The organism is Micromonospora pallida (assembly GCF_900090325.1).
GTDB classification, from domain to species: domain Bacteria; phylum Actinomycetota; class Actinomycetes; order Mycobacteriales; family Micromonosporaceae; genus Micromonospora; species Micromonospora pallida.
Window position 1 is genome coordinate 4,222,986 of sequence record NZ_FMHW01000002.1, and the last position, 17,215, is coordinate 4,240,200.

The window sequence follows — 17,215 nt, forward strand, 5'->3', positions numbered from 1 at the left end:
CGTCACCGTACGACGTCAGCTACAGCCGCTGGTGGAGCCGCAGCCCTCGCAGACGTAGCAGCTTCCGGCGGGGCGCATCTTCGTACCGCAGGTGAAGCAGAGCGGCGCGTCGGCGGCCTTGCCGATCACCGCCTCCAGCAGCTCCGTGGAGGAACCGACCGACGGCGCCGGCTTGGCGGCGGGCTCGGCAACCGGCTCCGGCTTCGACTCGACCGGGGCGGAGGCGGCCATCGCGGCGAGGTCCGCGCCGCCCTCGGCGGCCTCGGCCTCGGCACGCATCTGGGCGGTCCGCTCGGCAGCGGTGAAGATGCCCAGCTCGGCGCGGGTCTCGTAGGGCAGGAAGTCCAGCGCCAGGCGACGGAAGATGTAGTCCATCACCGAGGCCGCGATCCGCACGTCCGGGTCGTCGGTCATCCCGGCCGGCTCGAACCGCATGTTGGTGAACTTGCTGACGTACGTCTCCAGCGGCACGCCGTACTGGAGGCCGATGGAGATGGCCACCGAGAAGGCGTCCATCACGCCGGCCAGCGTCGAGCCCTGCTTGGACATCTTGAGGAAGACCTCGCCCAGGCCGTCGTCCGGGTACGACGACGCGGTGAGGTAGCCCTCGGCCCCGCCGACGGAGAAGCTGACCGTCTGGGACGGACGCTTCTTCGGCAGCCGCTTGCGCACCGGGCGGTACTCGACGACTTTCTCCACGGTCTTCTCGACCCCGGCCGGTGCGGTCTCGGTGCCCTTGTTCGGCTTGGCCACCGAGAGGGGCTGGCCGACCTTGCAGTTGTCCCGGTAGATCGCCAACGCCTTCAGGCCGAGCTTCCAGCCCTCGAAGTAGATCTTCTCGACGTCCTCGACGGTGGCCGCCTCCGGCATGTTGACCGTCTTGGAGATGGCGCCGGAGATGAACGGCTGGACCGCCGCCATCATCCGCACGTGCCCCATCGGCGCGATCGAGCGCTCGCCCATCGCGCAGTCGAAGACCGGGTAGTGCTCCGGCTTGAGGCCGGGGGCGTCCACCACGTGGCCGTGGTCGGCGATGTGCTCGACGATCGCCTCGACCTGCTCCTCCGGGTAGCCGAGGCTGCGCAGCGCGCGGGGCACGGTCTGGTTGACGATCTGCATCGAGCCGCCGCCGACCAGCTTCTTGAACTTGACCAGGGCTAGGTCGGGCTCGACGCCGGTGGTGTCGCAGTCCATCATCAGGCCGATGGTGCCGGTGGGGGCCAGCACGCTGGCCTGCGCGTTCCGCCAGCCGAACTTGTCACCGACCTTGTTGCCCTGGGTCCACTGCCGGGTCGCCTCGCGGACGATCGCGGTGGCGACGGTGCCGCTCGGCTTGATCTCGTCGTTGGCGGCGGCGTGCTTGCGCATCACCCGCTTGTGCGGCTCGGCGTTGCGGGCGTAGCCGTCGTACGGGCCGACGATGCCGGCCAGCTCGGCCGAGCGGCGGTACGCCGTGCCGGTCATCAGCGAGGTGATCGCGGCGGCCACCGAACGGCCCTGCTCCGAGTCGTACGGCAGGCCGGAGGCCATCAGCAGCGCGCCGAGGTTGGCGTACCCGATGCCGAGCTGACGGTAGGCGCGGCTGGTCTCGCCGATCTTCTCGGTCGGGAAGTCGGCGAAGCTGATCGAGATGTCCATCGCGGTGATGACCAGCTCGACGGAGCGGACGAACTTCTCCACCTCGAAGCCCCCGTCGGCGCGGAGGAACTTCATCAGGTTCAGTGAGGCCAGGTTGCAGGAGGAGTTGTCCAGGTGCAGGTACTCCGAGCACGGGTTCGAGGCGGTGATCCGCCCGGTCTCCGGGCAGGTGTGCCAGTCGTTGATCGTGTCGTCGTACTGGAGGCCCGGGTCGGCGCACTCCCAGGCGGCCTGGGAGATGGTGCGGAAGAGCTTCTTCGCCTCGATCGTCTCGATGGTCGCCCCGTCGAGCCGACCGCGCAGGTCGAACCCGCCGTCGTTCTCCACCGCCGTCATGAACTCGTCGGAGACCCGGACCGAGTTGTTGGCGTTCTGGTACTGGACGCTGACGATGTCCGCGCCCCCGAGGTCCATGTCGAAGCCGGCGTCCCGCAGCGCGCGGATCTTGTCCTCCTCGCGCGCCTTGGTGACCACGAACTCCTGGATGTCCGGGTGGTCCACGTCGAGGATGACCATCTTCGCCGCGCGCCGGGTGGCGCCGCCGGACTTGATGGTGCCGGCCGAGGCGTCCGCGCCGCGCATGAAGCTGACCGGGCCGGAGGCGTTGCCACCGGAGGAGAGCAGCTCCCGGGAGGAGCGGATCCGGGAGAGGTTCACCCCGGAGCCGGAGCCGCCCTTGAAGATCAGCCCCTCCTCCTTGTACCAGTCGAGGATCGAGTCCATCGAGTCGTCGACAGCGAGGATGAAACACGCGCTGACCTGCTGCGGCGACGGCGTGCCGACGTTGAACCAGACCGGCGAGTTGAAGCTGAACACCTGGTGCAGCAGCATCCAGGTCAGCTCGTGGGCGAAGACCTCGGCGTCGGCCGGGCCCGCGAAGTAGCCGTACTTCTCACCGGCGGCCCGGTAGGTGTCGACCACCCGGTCGATGAGCTGCTTGAGCGACCGCTCCCGCTCCGGGGTGCCCACCGCGCCCCGGAAGTACTTGGTGGTCACGATGTTGGCCGCGTTGACGCTCCAGGACTGCGGGAACTCGACCCCGCGCTGCTCGAAGTTGATCGAGCCGTCCCGCCAGTTCGTCATCACGACGTCCCGGCTCTCCCAGGTCACCTCGTCGTACGGGTGCACCCCCTCGGTGGTCCACACCCGCTCGACCTTCAGACCGGTGGTGGCCCCGCCGGCCTTCGTCGTCCGCGTACGACTGGCTGTCACGCCGTCCCCCGCCATCTCATCCGCCCCCTCGTCTGCGCGGTAACCAACCGCGCGTCGTCACTTAATCGCTCGAAAAACTCAGTTGGTGCGGTCTGCCGCCCCGGCGGCGGCCCCGTCGCCCTCGACGCCCGCCCGGACACTCGCCGCCGCCCGCAGCGTGTCGATCTCGCGCTCGAAGTCGGCCAGCGAGTCGAAGGACCGGTAGACGCTGGCGAAGCGGAGGTAGGCCACCTCGTCCAGGTCCCGCAGCGGGCCCAGGATCGCGAGCCCCACCTCGTGGCTCGGGAGCTCCGCCGCGCCCTTGGCCCGCACGGTCTCCTCGACCTTCTGTGCCAACAGGGCGATCGAGTCGTCGTCGACCGGCCGGCCCTGGCATGCCTTGCGGACCCCGCCGATGATCTTCGTACGGCTGAACGGCTCGGTCACCCCGCTCCGCTTGACCACGGCGAGGACCGCCTCCTCGACCGTGGTGAACCGCTTGCCACATTCCGGGCAGGCCCGGCGACGCCGGATCAACTGGCCGTCGTCGGCCTCCCGCGAGTCGACCACCCGGGAGTCGGCGTGCCGGCAGTACGGGCACCGCATCGCCGAACCTCCTTCATCGATCGCGGCCGCGCCCCGTCCCCGGACACGCGTCATCACGGCGGAACCATCGGTCGATGGCCGCCGCCGTAGACGCCGAACGGGGAGTGCGGTCGGTAGTCGAACCCAACCTATAGGCGACTTACACCCATGTGACTACTACATCTAGGGGTCGACCGTATGCCGCGGACCGGCGGCGGTCAAGTTGGGAGCGGCGTGTCCGGCGCGTCATGTCGAACCCCCACTCCCAACGCCCGGACCGGCCCACCGGTTACCGCTCCACCAGCCGGACAATCGAACAGGAGTTCGAGCACGCGTACCATTTACCAGAAACCGGCGTACCGCGAGGACGGTATTCCCCGCGACACGCCGGAATCAGGTCGTACAGGCGTTTGAAAATAACCCATCCCACCTATACGGTCGGGAACAACCGGACCGGCGCGCCGTCGAGGCGCCCGGCTGCGACATCCGTAGGCACCACCAGCCGCCGAGGCACCAGCGCCGACCAGGGAGGACGGACGTGTCGACCGAGGACCGGGCCAGCCGGCCGAAGCCCCCGCAGCAGATCGCCGAGGCGGGGCCGCCGGCCACCCGCCGTCGGGCCGCGCGCAGCCGGACGGGCCAGCCCGCCGTGCGTCCGGTCACCCCGGTGGTCAGCGCCTTCCCCGACCCGGCCACGGTCGACCTGACCGCCCGGCAGCGCCGGATCCTGGACTTCATCCGGGACTGGGTCGACCGGCACGGGTACCCGCCCAGCGTGCGCGAGATCGGTGAGGCGGTGGGCCTGGTCTCCCCGTCCAGCGTCGCCTACCAGCTCAAGGAGTTGGAACGGAAGGGCTTCCTGCGGCGCGACCCGAACCGCCCCCGCGCGGTGGACGTCCGTCCGCCCAGCGACATGATCGACGACGAGGCCACCCGCTCGCAGCGGCCCGCCCCGGCGTACGTGCCGATGCTCGGTCGGATCGCCGCCGGTGGGCCGATCCTCGCCGAGCAGACCGTCGAGGACATCTTCCCCCTCCCCCGCGAACTGGTGGGCGAGGGCGAGGTCTTCATGCTCCAGGTCAAGGGCGACTCGATGCTCGACGCCGCCATCTGCGACGGGGACTGGGTCGTGGTCCGGCAGCAGCCGACCGCCGACAGCGGCGAAATCGTGGCCGCGATGCTCGACGGCGAAGCGACCGTCAAGACCTACCGCCACCGCGACGGGCACGTCTGGCTGATGCCGCAGAACCCGGCCTTCGACCCGATCCCCGGTGACGACGCGACCATCATGGGCCGCGTGGTGGCGGTGCTCCGCCGCATCTGACCGCCGGGCCGGCACCACCGGCCTTCCGCGTTACCGGTACCGGGGGTGCCCTGGTGGCTGTGGTCAGTACCGGGTGCCCCGCTGGTCGTGGCCGGGACCGTTGGCGCGTCCGTACCCTTCGCGGTCCGGTCCGCCCCGACGGCCGTACCCGTCCGGTTCGTCCCGCCGCCGACCGGGCGCACCACCGCGGCGCGGCGGTTCGGCCCGGCCACCGCCGTACCCGCCGCCGGGGGCACCGCCGCCGTAGCCGCCACCGCTGCCGCCGTACCCGTCCCGGTCGCCCTCGCCTCGGTAGCCGCCGCGCCCGCTGCCGTCGCGTTCCCTACCGCCGCGTTCGCCACCACGGGGCGGGCCCGAGCTGGCGGGCGGACCGCCGTACACGTTCGCGCCGCCTCGGCCGCCGTAGACCGCGCCCCCGGCGGGTGCTGCGGGTGGCGGCCCGGACGGGGCGGCACCGCCGTAGACGTTCCCCCCGCCCGCCCGACCGGACGGACGGCCAGCGGCGGGTTGCTGACCCCCGTAGACCGCGCCCCGCTGCGGCTCCCGTCCGGCCGGCGCGGCGCCGGGGCGACCCTTGCCACGGCGGTCGCCGCCGTCGCGGTCGGGCAGTTCGCCACTGACGTACGGATCGTCTTTCTTCCCGCTCCGCTCGGTGTCCGACTGGGGTCGACGTCGGGCCAGGACGATGCCGACGATGCCCGCCCCGACCAGCAGCGCGCCGAGCACGCCGACCGCCGCGATCAGATACGTGAGGTCGTCGAGGCTCAGCCCGTCCAGCAGGGAGCCGCCGGCGGCCTTCTGTTTGTCCTTCGACTCCTCGGCCACCGGCGGGGCGGCCTTGGCCGACGGCGTGTACGCCAGGATGTCGACCGCCGCGTCCTCGCCCAGGTTCCCGGCGTCGGAGACGGTGACGAAGAGCTTGCCGTCGGGGGTGTAGGAGATCGCCTCGCCGAACGGGTCGGTCAACGGGGTGACCCGGGGTTCGCCCTTGGTCAGGGCGGCGACGATGTCCCCGCCGGTGACGTCGTACTCGAAGGCGTCGGCGTAGGTACGCAGTACCACCCGGCCGCCGTCGGGTGAGCGGGCCGCCCCGGTGATCGCCACCCGGCCTTGCCCCTGGAACAGGTTGGGGGTGGTGGTCTTGGGGAGGGTGATCTCGCCGACCTTCTGCATCGGCACCGGCTCGGTGTTGTTGGTCTTGAGCGCGGCGGTCGGGGTGAAGATCTCCGATTTGCCGCTGAGCTCCTTGGTGATGATCAGCGGCTTGCCGTCGTCGCCGATCAGCAGCGCCTCGGCGTCGTGCGGCTCGCGCTCCGGGTAGGCGACCCGGTGCAGTTCGGGCTCCTCCGAGCCGTCGGCCGGCATGGTCCACAGCGCCACCCGCTCGCGCCGCTTGGCGCTGGTGACGTTGTCGCCGATGTCGGCGATCCAGAGCGTCTCGCCGTTCGGGGAGAGGGCCAGGTCCTCCGGGTCCAGCGGTCCTCCCCCTGAGTACCGGACGCCCTTGGTGATGCCGCACTTGGCGTTCAGGAAGAAGACCCGCTTGTGGCTGTCGATGTCGGTGCTGTCGTTGACCACGACGTAGCCGTTCTTGGTCGCGACCAGCCCGGAGAGTTCGCGGAGCTTCTCGTCGGTGACCGAGCAACGCTTCCGGCCGGGTGTGGGGGCAGCGTCCGAGGCGGCGGGGGCCGGAGCGGCAACCGCCGCCCCGGCGATCCCCACCGTGACCGTGAGCAGGCCGAGGGCAACCGTGATCGAGGAAACCGCGCGCCGCATGGGCTCAGTGTCGCATGTTCCGGTCGCCATTCGGACGACCCCGCGACCCCTACGGGCGACGCGCGGCGACCGCGTTCTCGTCCGTCTCGAACGGGGCCAGTTCGGCGGCGAGTGCGTCGCCGACCCGGACGTGCAGCAACGTCCCCTCCGGCAGGTGGGCGGTGCTGAGCACCTCGCCCTGCCGGTGCACTCGGGCGACCAGGTCACCCCGGTCGTACGGCAGCACGACGCGGACCTCGACCGCCGGGCGGGGCAGCCGCGCCTCGATACTGGCCCGCAACTCGTCGATGCCCCGGCCGGAGTGGGCGGAGACGAAGATCGCGTCCGGCCAGGCACGTTTGAGCCGCAGCAGCGTCTCCTCGTCGGCGGCGTCGATCTTGTTGACCGCCAGCAGCTCGGGCAGCCGGTCGGCGCCGACCTCGGCGAGCACCTCGCGGACCGCCCGGACCTGCTCCTCCGGGTCGGGGTGGGTGCCGTCGACCACGTGCACCACGAGATCCGCGTCGGCGACCTCCTCGAGCGTCGAGCGGAACGCCTCGACGATCTGGTGCGGCAGGTGCCGGACGAAGCCGACCGTGTCGGAGAGGGTGTAGAGGCGGCCGTCGGCGGTGGTGGCCCGCCGGGTGGTCGGGTCGAGGGTGGCGAAGAGCGCGTTCTCGACCAGCACCCCGGCCCCGGTCATCCGGTTGAGCAGGCTGGACTTGCCGGCGTTGGTGTAGCCAGCGATGGCCACTGCGGGGACCGCGTTGCGGGAGCGGCGGGCGCGCTTGGTCTGGCGTACCGTCCGCATGGCCTTGATCTCGCGGCGCAGCCGGGAGATCCGGTGGCGGATGCGCCGCCGGTCGGTTTCCAGCTTGGTCTCACCGGGACCACGCAGGCCCACGCCGCCGCCGGCCCCACCGCCGCGACCGCTACCACCGGTCTGCCGGGAGAGGGTCTCACCCCAACCGCGCAGCCGGGGCAGCAGGTATTCCAGCTGGGCCAGCTCGACCTGCGCCTTGCCCTCCCGGCTCTTGGCGTGCTGGGCGAAGATGTCGAGGATCAGGGCGGTGCGGTCGACCACCTTGACCTTGGTGCGCTGCTCCAGGTTACGGAGCTGGGACGGGGAAAGCTCACCGTCGCAGATCACCGTGTCGGCGCCGCTGGAGAGAACCACGGCGCCCAGGTCGTCGACCTTGCCCCGACCGACGTAGGTGGCCGGGTCCGGGCGGTTGCGCCGCTGGATCAGCCCCTCCAGCACCTGGGAACCGGCGGTTTCGGCGAGCGCGGCCAGCTCGGTGAGGGAGTTCTCCGCGTCGGTCACCGTGCCCTCGGTCCAAACCCCGACCAGCACCACCCGCTCCAGCCGTAGCTGTCGGTACTCGACCTCGGTGATGTCGCTGAGTTCGGTGGAGAGTCCGGGCACTCGACGCAGCGCCTGGCGTTCCTCCAGTTCCAGCTCGCCGGTGGTGGCGTCGAGTTCCTCGTCCTCGACCGGGACGAAGCCCTGCTGCTCTCGCAAACCGTATCTCCTGTCCGTTTTGACAAGTACGAAGCAATCGTGGCACGCGCGCAGCCCCACCGCACCTACTATTTGCCCGTTCCGGGGCCGATCAGGCGCGGTACGCGTCACCCGGGACCGGGCCGCTTGCTGGGCCGATCCGGCCAAAGGGTAGAAATGCGGGGTCGGCGGCACCGGGGCCGTCGAGCCAGACCGGAGGGACCCCCGTGGCCATCACCCGCCTGCCGAGCGCCGGATTCTCGATCACCATCCGGATCGCCGTAACCGCCGACGCGTCGTCGATCGGACGGCTCACCACCTGTGTCGGGGAGGCCGGGGCGATCGTCACCGCGCTGGACGTGGTCGACTCCGACCCGACCCACGTGGTGGTCGACCTGACCTGCGACACCGCCGACTCCGGCCACGCCGACCAGGTGGTGCAGGCGTTGACCGAGCTGGACGGGGTGGACGTCCGCAAGGTTTCCGACCGGACCTTCCTGCTCCACCTCGGCGGCAAGATCGAGGTGACCCCGAAGGTGGCGCTGCGTAACCGGGACGAGCTGTCCCGGGCGTACACGCCGGGGGTCGCCCGGGTCTGCCAGGCGATCGCCGAGAACCCGGCCGACGCGCGGCGGTTGACCATCAAGCGCAACACGGTGGCCGTGGTCAGCGACGGCTCGGCCGTGCTCGGGCTGGGCAACCTCGGCCCGGCCGCCTCGCTGCCGGTGATGGAGGGCAAGGCCGCGCTGTTCAAGCGGTTCGGCGGGGTGGACGCCTGGCCGGTGGTGCTGGACACCCAGGACACCGACGAGATCGTCAACATCGTCCGGGCGATCGCGCCCGCGTACGGCGGGATCAACCTCGAGGACATCGCCGCCCCGCGCTGCTTCGAGATCGAGTCGCGGCTGCGGGACCTGCTGGACATCCCGGTCTTCCACGACGACCAGCACGGCACGGCGATCTGCGTGCTCGCCGCGCTGACCAACGCGCTGCGCGTGGTGGGCAAGAAGATGTCGCAGGTCCGGGTGGTGGTCTCCGGCGCGGGCGCGGCCGGCACCGCGATCATGAAGCTGCTGCTGCGCCAGGGCGTCGGCGACATCATCGCGTACGACCGGCAGGGCGCGCTGCACCGTGGGCTGACCGGGCTCAACCCGGCCTGGCAGTGGCTGGCCGAGAACACCAACCGGGAGAACTACTCCGGTGACCTTCGTGGCGCGGTGCGCGGTGCGGACGTGTTCATCGGGGTGAGCGCGCCGAACCTGCTCACCGGCGAGGACATCGCCACCATGGCCGAGGACGCGATCGTCTTCGCGCTGGCCAACCCGGACCCGGAGGTCGACCCCCGGGAGGCGCGCAAGTACGCGGCGGTGGTCGCGACCGGCCGGTCGGACCAGCCGAACCAGATCAACAACGTGCTCGCCTTCCCGGGTGTGTTCCGGGGCATGCTGGACGCGCACGCCGAGGAGTTCACCGAGGAGATGGCGATCGCCGCCGCTCGGGCCATCGCGGACGTGGTCGGCGAGGACAAGATCAACCCGACGGTCATCGTCCCGAGCGTCTTCGACTCGCGGGTCGCCCCCGCGGTGGCCGCCGCCGTCCGCGCCGCCGCCCAGAACCCGGGCGCCACGCCGCCCCCGGCGGCCGATTCCGGCCCCGCCGACCTCCCCGAGATCGCCGCCGCCTCCTCCGCCACCCCCTGACCCACCCGGCTCCCCCACCACCCGGTCTCCAGATGTTTGCAGGGGACCCCTCCTCGTCAGAAACGAGTAACAGGGGTCCCCTGCAGACGTCTTGGTCGACCCGGCGGTCCGCGCGGCGGATCAGAGGAGCGTGCCGGTGGCTACCAGGAGGGCGGGGCCGGCCAGCCAGCAGGAGGTCGGCTCGATGGTGACCGTCAGGCGACCGCCCGGTACGTCGACCGCCACCACGCCGGTGTCCCGGTCGGCGTCCCGGAGTGCCACGGCTGCCACCGCGCACGCCCCGGTGCCGCAGGAGAGCGTCTCGGCCGAGCCGCGCTCGTACACCCGCATCAGCGCGTGCCCGTCGGTGCCGTCCACCGGTTCGCCGGGGCTGGTGAACTCGACGTTCACCCCGGCCGGGAAGAGCGCCGAATCGACGCCGGGCGGACGGGTGAGGTCGAGCGCCGCCAGGTCCAGCCCGACCGGCAGCGCGCAGACCAGGTGCGGGTTGCCGACGTCGACGGCGGTGCCGGGCAGGGTCAGCCCGCCCAGGGTGGCCGCCCCGGCGTCGTACAGCCTCGGGCGGCGCATCTCGACGGCGATGGTCTCCCCGTCGGCGCGGGCCCGCACCACGCCGGCCCGGGTCGCCACCGACAGGAGGCCGTCGGTCGGGGCAGCCAGCCCGGTGGCGAGCAGGTAGCGGACGAACACCCGAGCGCCGTTGCCGCACATCTCGGCGAAGGAACCGTCGGCGTTCCAGTAGTCCATGAACCACTCGGCCTCGCCGGCCTGCCCGGCTCCGTCCGGGTGCTTCGCGGCCCGGACCACCCGCAGTACGCCGTCCCCGCCGATACCGCGCCGCCGGTCGCAGAGCGCGGCGACCCGCTCGGGGGTCAGCGCCAGCTGCCCGTCCGGGTCGGGCAGGATCACGAAGTCGTTGCCGGTGCCATGGCCCTTGGTGAACTCCACGCCCTCATCATCCCGCAGCCGCAGGTGGCGCCCGGCGGGACTCAGGCCGGAGCGACCCGCACCACGTCCAGGGCGGCCTGGACCAGGTCCGGGGCGGCCCCGTCCAGCCAGTGCACCCGGGGATCGCGGCGGAACCAGGAGCGTTGCCGGCGGACGAATCGGCGGGTGGCGCGGATCGTCTCGTCGTGCGCCTCGGCCTCGGTCGACTCGCCGGCCAGGAACCGCAGCACCTGCTGGTAGCCGAGCGCCCGGCTGGCCGTACGGCCCTCGGGCAGGCCGTGGCCGACCAGCTCGCGGGTCTCGGCGACCAGCCCGTCGGCCCACATCCGGTCCACCCGCCGGGCGACCCGCTCGTCGAGCAGCGCGGTGTCCAGGTCGACGCCGAGCTGCACCGACGGGTAGAACGGGGTCGGCTCGGGCAGGGACGCGGCGAACGGCGCGCCGGTCAGCTCGACGACCTCCAGCGCGCGGACGATGCGCCGGCCGTTGCCGGGCAGGATCCCGGCAGCCGCGGCCGGGTCGACCGCGCGCAGCCGCTCGTACAGCGGGGCCGGGCCGACCGCCGCCAACTCTCGTTCCAGGCGGCCGCGCAGCTCGGGGTCGGTGCCGGGGAACTCGAACTGCTCCAGCACCGCCCGCACGTAGAGCCCGGAGCCGCCGACCAGCAACGGCACCCGGCCCCGGGCGAGGATGTCGTCGACGGCCGCGCGGGCGAATCGCTGGTACTCGGCGACGCTCGCCGGTTCGGTGACCGGCCAGATGTCGAGCAGGTGGTGCGGCACGCCCTCCCGCTCGACGGGCGTGAGCTTGGCGGTGCCGATGTCCATGCCCCGGTAGAGCTGCATCGAGTCGGCGTTGACCACCTCGCCGTCGAGGGCGTGCGCGAGGGCGATGCTCAGTGCCGACTTGCCGGCGGCGGTCGGCCCGACCACCGCGACGACGGTCACGCCCGCTCCCAGGCCGCCACGAGGTACGCCACGCCGTACGGGGCGGTGTGGTGGAGCAGGTCGCCCCGCCAGTCGCCGCCGGCGGCGCGTACCGCGCCGGACAGCACCTGCCAGGGCGCCCGACCGGCGGCTCCCAGCTCCGCCGAGAGCACCGGATCCAGGCCGAGCAGGGCGTCGGTGTCCGCGGTGGCCAGGGCCGTGGCAACCGCGTCGTCGTACGGCTGCGCGCGCGGGTCGTCGTAGCCGGGTGCCTTCTGTCCCCGGCAGGCTGACCCGTCCCCGAGCACCAGCAGCGCGGTACGCGCCTCGACGGCGGCCAGTTCCGCCCCGAGCTGTGCACACTCGGCACCGGAAGCGTCGGCGGCGACGGAGTGGGCGAACCGGGGCAGGTCCGTGCCGGAGCGTCCGACCAGCCACGCCCCGATGGTCAGGCTGAGCGGGAGGTACGGGCCACCGGCACAGTTGACCTTCCAGAGCCGGACCTGCCGGTCCAGGCCGTACGGGCGCAGCGAGCCGTGGTCGGCGGGGCGGAAGCGGGTTGTCCGGGGGCCGGAGCCGACCAGCAGGATCTGCTCGGGTTCGGCCGCGAGCAGCCGGCCGACCGCTTCGTCACAGGCCGCGCGGAGGTCGTCGAGCTCACCGGCGGCCGCCCCGGCGACCTCGGGCACGAGCAGCGGCGGGTGCGGGCAGACGGCGGCGGCGACCAGGGACACCAGGCAACCGTAGCGGCCGACACCGGGCCGGCGCTCCACGGGTGGAGGCCGGGATCGACCGCCCAGCCGTGGACGGACGGCTCAGCTCAGCGGCTGTTGGTAGTGGCGGGACAGTGCCGGCAGGTCCGGCTCACCGAACTTCTCCACCAGCGCCGCGAACCGGGCCACCTTGTCCACACCGAACCGCCGCACACTGGCGGCGTAGGACGCCGGGGTCAGGAACGTGGGCGGGGTGGTCTTGCTGTGGAACTTGTCCGCGTACATCACCAGTTCCTCTTCCAGGGTGTCGGCCGTGTAGTCGCCGGGCGGCAGCGGTAGACCCTGTCGCTGCACGTCCGCACGGGTGAGTCCGACCCCGGTGTGATGGGAGCAGAACCTGCTGATCGCTTCTGGATAGCCGAGATCACGGAGTAGTTCGTGTCCGAGCATCCCGTGGCAGACGTAGTTCTCGTGATCGAGTCGCCCTGCCTCGTCGTACAGGTGGTAGACGCCAATGTCGTGCAGCAGGCTGCCGGCCCGCACCAGGGCGACGTCCACCACCGGGTGGCACCGGTCGAGCAGCTGTTCCGCCACGGCGCAGACGATCTGGCAGTGGGTGTAGACGAGGTCGAAGGCTTCCTCGGTCGGCGCGTACCGTTCGTGCAGCGCCCGGATCTGCTCGTCGGTCGGGATCGCCCCCACCGGGTACGAGGAATCGCCCGGCACCGAACTCATGGTCCCTATGGCATTCGCTCTCCTGACACCCGTCGACGGACAGTACCGGCGCGGGGCACCGGGGACGGCTGTTGCCGCGCCCAGCGCCCCGCCGGATACGGCCACAGTCGGCCGCGCCCTGGCTCGGGTGGGACCTACCCGGCCTGGTCGCCCCAGCCGCCCTGGATCATCGTCTGGAACCGCCACTCGCCGCCGGTCTTGACCAGCACGTCGGCGTAGCGCACCTGCTGAATCTGCCCGTCGATGGTGAACTCCGCCTCGGTGAAGACCACCGCGAGGCTCGGGGTGAGCAGGTACGGCGTACGGGTGGAGTTCATCTCCAGGTCCCCCGGCGCGCCCAGCGCCCCGCCCATCACTTTCAGGTACTCCTCGCGGCCGAGCTGCTGGGCGGAGCCCTCCCCCGCGGAGTTGTCGGTGACGGTGTTCAGCGGGAACAGGGCCAGGCTCGCCGTGCCCTCCACGTCGCCGGCCGCCGCGTACGCGTCGTAGCGCTGGAACCAGGCGTCCAGGGCGGCGAGGTCCTCCGCGCTCGGGGCGTACCCGGGATCAGCCGGTGGGACGATCCGCGAACTTGCCTGGGTCATCCGGTTCCTCCTCCGGTCGGGCTCGGCAGGGAGTCAGCCGAGCCGTTTTGGTACGGCGTACCGTACAGCGTACGTCAACAACCGACAAGCCGACCGTCCAAGACGACGGTCCGGGGTAGGACACCGTATGGTCACGGTCGGCGATAGGCGCTCGACGCGGACCCGGTGGGACCTGTGACAATGCCGGAGAGAAACTTTGCTGCGCCGTGGCGGCGATCACGGGACCGTTCCCGTCGACGCCGGGAGAACGAGGATGGGTACATGAGCGACTGGACTGCCTTCGGACGGGTGGACGCGGACGGCACCGTGTACGTCAAGACCGCCGAAGGCGAGCGGGTGGTCGGATCGTGGCAGGCCGGAGCGCCGGAGGAGGGGCTGGCCCACTTCGCCCGCCGCTTCGCCGACCTGGTGACCGAGGTCGACCTGACCGAGGCCCGACTCAACTCGGGTGCGGCCGACGCCAGCGGGTCACTGACCACGGTCCGCCGGCTCCGGGATTCGCTGGCCGAGGCGCACGTCGTCGGGGACATCGACGCGCTCGCCGCCCGGCTGGACAAGCTCGCCGCGCTCGCAGAGGAGAAGGCCGGTGAGGCGCGGGCGGCCCGCGACGCGGCGCGGGTCGAGGCCGTCGCCCGCAAGACGGCCCTCGTGGAGGAGGCCGAGAAGCTCGCCGCCGAGTCCACCGGCTGGAAGACCGCGGGCGACCGCCTCAAGGAGATCCTCGACGAGTGGAAGACCATCCGCGGGGTCGACAAGAAGACCGACGGTGAGCTGTGGAAGCGGTTCGCCACCGCCCGGGACGGCTTCACCCGGCGCCGGGGGGCGCACTTCGCCTCCCTGGACGCGCAGCGCAAGCAGGCGCAGACCGCCAAGGAGGACCTGGTCACCGAGGCCGAGTCCCTCAAGGGCTCGACCGAGTGGGCGGCCACCGCGAATCGGCTCAAGGAGCTGATGACCGAGTGGAAGGCCGCGCCCCGGGCCTCGAAGGAGGCCGAGCAGAAGCTCTGGGAGCGGTTCCGGGCGGCCCAGGACGAGTTCTTCACCCGGCGCAGCGAGGTCTTCTCGGCCCGGGACAACGAGCAGCGCGCCAACCTGGAGCGCAAGCAGGCCCTGCTGGCCGAGGCCGAGGCGCTGGACATCGAGGGCGACCCGCGCGGCGCGCAGGCCAAGCTGCGGGACATCCAGGCGCAGTGGCACGAGGCCGGGCGGGTGCCCCGGGACGCCGCGGGCAGCCTGGAGCGGCGGATGCGGACGGTGGACGACCGGGTCCGCGAGGCGATGGACTCCGCGTGGCGGCGTACCGCCCCGCAGGACAACCCGCTGCTGGCCCAGATGCGCGCGCAGGTCGCCGAGGCCGAGGAGCGGCTGGCCCGGGCCCAGGCGGCCGGGGACGCCAAGCGGGTCCGCGAGGCCGAGCAGGCACTCGCCTCCAAGCGGCAGTTCCTCCAGCTCGCCGAACAGGCCGGCTGACCGACAGCGAATCAGCCCCCTCCCCCACCGGCCTCGGTGCGGGAGGGGGCTTCGTCGTCCGCCGGCCCGACCGGGTCAGTGCGCGGCGCAACCGGTAGCCGGCGCCGGGGAGCGCAGCGCAGCCGGGGCCGGCGCGACCGGGTCAGTGCGCGGCGCAACCGGTGGCCGGCGCCGGGGGGCGCAGCGCAGCCGGGGGCCGGCGCGACCGGGTCAGTGCGCAGCGCAGCCGGTGGCCGGCGCGGGGGGCGCGGCCGGCGCGCCGATCGTGGGCAGCCCGAGCAACACCCCGGGGGTACGCGGCGTGCGCCCCGCCTCGGCCGCGTCACCGGCCCGGGTACGCCGGTGCGCCACCGGTTCGCCGTCGGCGTTGAGGTGGTGCGGGGCGGCGTAGGTGACCGTGGTGTGCACGATGTCGCCGGGGCGGATCGTGCCGGCGAGCGAGCCCGCGTCGAAGTGCACCAGGCGGCCGTCGCGGGCCCGGCCGGACATCCGGCCGGTGCGCTCGTCCTTGCGGCCCTCGCCGACCGCGACCAGCACCTCGACGGTCTCGCCGACTAGCTTTTTGTTCTCCGCCCAGGTGATTTCCTCGACGCAGGCGATCAGCCGCTCGTACCGCTCCTGGACGACCTGCTTGGGGAGCTGGTCGTCCATGGTCGCGGCCGGCGTGCCGGGGCGCTTGGAGTACTGGAAGGTGAACGCCGACGCGAACCGGGCCTCGCGGACCACGTCCAGGGTGCGTTGGAAGTCCGCCTCGGTCTCGCCGGGGAATCCGACGATGATGTCCGTGGTGATCGCCGCGTCCGGCATCGCCGCGCGGACCTTCTCGATGATGCCGAGGTAGCGGTCGGCCCGGTACGACCGGCGCATCGTCCGCAGCACGTCGTCCGAGCCCGACTGCAACGGCATGTGCAGCGAGTGGCAGACGTTCGGCGTCTCGGCCATCGCGGCGATCACGTCGTCGGTGAAGTCCTTCGGGTGCGGACTGGTGAACCGGACCCGCTCCAGGCCCTCAACGTCACCGCAGGCGCGCAACAGCTTCCCGAAGGCGTACCGGTCGCCGAACTCCACGCCGTAGGAGTTGACGTTCTGCCCGAGCAGGGTCACCTCCAGCACGCCCTCGGCGACCAGGGCCCGCACCTCGGCGAGGACGTCGCCGGGGCGGCGGTCCTTCTCCTTGCCACGCAACGAGGGCACGATGCAGAACGTGCAGGTGTTGTTGCAGCCGACCGAGATCGACACCCAGCCGGCGTACGTCGACTCGCGCCGGGTGGGCAGCGTCGACGGGAAGATCTCCAACGACTCGAGGATCTCCACCTCGGCGGCGGTGTTGTGCCGGGCCCGTTCGAGCAGCACCGGCAGGGAGCCGATGTTGTGCGTACCGAAGACCACGTCCACCCAGGGGGCGCGGCGGACGATGTCGCCGCGGTCCTTCTGGGCCAGGCAGCCACCGACCGCGATCTGCATCCCCGGGTGCTTGTCCTTGACCGGACGCAGGTGGCCGAGGTTGCCGTAGAGGCGGTTGTCGGCGTTCTCCCGGACCGCGCAGGTGTTGAAGACGACCACGTCGGGGTGGTCGTCGGCCTCCGGGGCACGCACGTAGCCCGCCTGCTCCAGCAGACCGGAGATCCGTTCGGAGTCGTGCACGTTCATCTGGCAGCCGTACGTACGCACCTGGTAGGTGCGCGGGCTGCCCGCGGCTGCGGTAGTCATGACGGTGACAGCGTATCCGGGCCGGGTCGACCGGCCGGAACCGAGGAGGAACCATGTGCCGGAGCATCAAGACCCTGCGGGAGCCGTACGTCCCGGTGGTCACCGACGAGGACGTGCGCGCCGCCGCCCTGCAGTACGTCCGGAAGATCTCCGGATTCCGTACCCCCGCCGCGCACAACGCCGCCGCGTTCGAGGCGGCGGTGACCGCCGTCGCCGCCGCCACCCAGACGATGCTCGACCAGCTCGTGGTCCGGGGCGGCAGCCGTCCCGAACCGTCCCCCGCCACCGACCGCCCCGGTTCGTGACCAGCCGGCCGCCCGGATCGTGACCGGCAGCCGGCGTCCCGGGTCGCCCGGTGGCGCCGGCCTCTCCGGACCGGACGGTGGCGCCGACCGGGTCGCGGCGGTCGTCGGTCAGGCCGCCGCGAGCGCGGAC

14 protein-coding genes are annotated in these 17,215 nt (G+C 72.1%); 4 read left to right on the plus strand and 10 right to left on the minus strand.

The window, feature by feature from the left end:
- Positions 1-15: 15 nt before the first annotated feature.
- Both GA0074692_RS17230 and nrdR read right to left on the minus strand, forming a co-directional pair.
- Positions 16-2,865, minus strand: coding sequence for a vitamin B12-dependent ribonucleotide reductase (locus GA0074692_RS17230; RefSeq protein ID WP_091645873.1), 2,850 nt, complete (start codon positions 2,863-2,865; stop codon positions 16-18).
- Between the two features lie 63 nt (positions 2,866-2,928).
- Positions 2,929-3,435 carry a transcriptional regulator NrdR gene (gene nrdR / locus GA0074692_RS17235; RefSeq protein ID WP_091645876.1) on the minus strand — a complete coding sequence of 169 codons (507 nt, stop codon included), beginning with the start codon at positions 3,433-3,435 and terminating at the stop codon, positions 2,929-2,931.
- Between the two features lie 517 nt (positions 3,436-3,952).
- On the opposite strand from nrdR, the gene lexA reads away from it, so the two are divergent.
- On the plus strand, positions 3,953-4,738 hold the full coding sequence (gene lexA, locus GA0074692_RS17240; protein ID WP_091645878.1) for a transcriptional repressor LexA: 786 nt from the start codon (positions 3,953-3,955) through the stop codon (positions 4,736-4,738).
- Between the two features lie 63 nt (positions 4,739-4,801).
- On the opposite strand, the gene GA0074692_RS17245 is transcribed toward lexA, so the two are convergent.
- Both GA0074692_RS17245 and hflX read right to left on the minus strand, forming a co-directional pair.
- Positions 4,802-6,514, minus strand: a complete 1,713-nt coding sequence (locus GA0074692_RS17245) for a hypothetical protein (protein WP_091645880.1) — start codon at positions 6,512-6,514, stop codon at positions 4,802-4,804.
- Positions 6,515-6,563: 49 nt separating this feature from the next.
- Complete coding sequence (gene hflX / locus GA0074692_RS17250; RefSeq protein WP_091645882.1) at positions 6,564-8,015, minus strand: GTPase HflX; 1,452 nt, start codon at positions 8,013-8,015, stop codon at positions 6,564-6,566.
- 206 nt (positions 8,016-8,221) lie between these two features.
- On the opposite strand from hflX, the gene GA0074692_RS17255 reads away from it, so the two are divergent.
- On the plus strand, positions 8,222-9,694 hold the full coding sequence (locus GA0074692_RS17255; RefSeq protein ID WP_091645885.1) for an NAD-dependent malic enzyme: 1,473 nt from the start codon (positions 8,222-8,224) through the stop codon (positions 9,692-9,694).
- Between the two features lie 120 nt (positions 9,695-9,814).
- Here the strand turns inward: GA0074692_RS17255 and dapF are convergent, their stop codons facing one another.
- The 5 genes from dapF to GA0074692_RS17280 all read right to left on the minus strand — a co-directional run bounded on the left by dapF (position 9,815) and on the right by GA0074692_RS17280 (position 13,600).
- Entirely contained in the window at positions 9,815-10,642 is an 828-nt protein-coding gene (gene dapF / locus GA0074692_RS17260; RefSeq protein WP_091645888.1) for a diaminopimelate epimerase, read from the minus strand.
- Positions 10,643-10,683: 41 nt separating this feature from the next.
- The gene (gene miaA / locus GA0074692_RS17265) at positions 10,684-11,601 is read right to left on the minus strand and encodes a tRNA (adenosine(37)-N6)-dimethylallyltransferase MiaA (RefSeq protein WP_245730691.1); all 918 of its coding nucleotides are present in this window, start codon (positions 11,599-11,601) and stop codon (positions 10,684-10,686) included.
- Positions 11,586-12,302, minus strand: coding sequence for a class III extradiol dioxygenase subunit B-like domain-containing protein (locus GA0074692_RS17270; RefSeq protein WP_141725320.1), 717 nt, complete (start codon positions 12,300-12,302; stop codon positions 11,586-11,588). Before GA0074692_RS17270 ends, miaA begins: the two co-directional genes overlap by 16 nt.
- Positions 12,303-12,383: 81 nt before the next feature.
- Complete coding sequence (locus GA0074692_RS17275; protein WP_091645890.1) at positions 12,384-13,016, minus strand: HD domain-containing protein; 633 nt, start codon at positions 13,014-13,016, stop codon at positions 12,384-12,386.
- A 134-nt stretch (positions 13,017-13,150) separates the two neighbouring features.
- Positions 13,151-13,600 (minus strand): hypothetical protein, encoded by a 450-nt coding sequence (locus GA0074692_RS17280; protein ID WP_091645892.1) that lies wholly within the window; start codon positions 13,598-13,600, stop codon positions 13,151-13,153.
- Positions 13,601-13,861: 261 nt separating this feature from the next.
- Between GA0074692_RS17280 and GA0074692_RS17285 the strand changes: the two genes are divergently transcribed.
- Entirely contained in the window at positions 13,862-15,070 is a 1,209-nt protein-coding gene (locus GA0074692_RS17285; protein ID WP_091645895.1) for a DUF349 domain-containing protein, read from the plus strand.
- Between the two features lie 210 nt (positions 15,071-15,280).
- On the opposite strand, the gene miaB is transcribed toward GA0074692_RS17285, so the two are convergent.
- Positions 15,281-16,780: a tRNA (N6-isopentenyl adenosine(37)-C2)-methylthiotransferase MiaB gene (gene miaB / locus GA0074692_RS17290; protein ID WP_091645897.1), complete on the minus strand. Its 1,500-nt coding sequence runs from the start codon at positions 16,778-16,780 to the stop codon at positions 15,281-15,283.
- A 53-nt stretch (positions 16,781-16,833) separates the two neighbouring features.
- On the opposite strand from miaB, the gene GA0074692_RS17295 reads away from it, so the two are divergent.
- A complete protein-coding gene (locus GA0074692_RS17295) occupies positions 16,834-17,085 on the plus strand; it encodes a DUF2277 family protein (RefSeq protein WP_091645899.1) in 252 nt (83 codons plus the stop codon).
- The last annotated feature ends 130 nt before the right edge of the window (positions 17,086-17,215 follow it).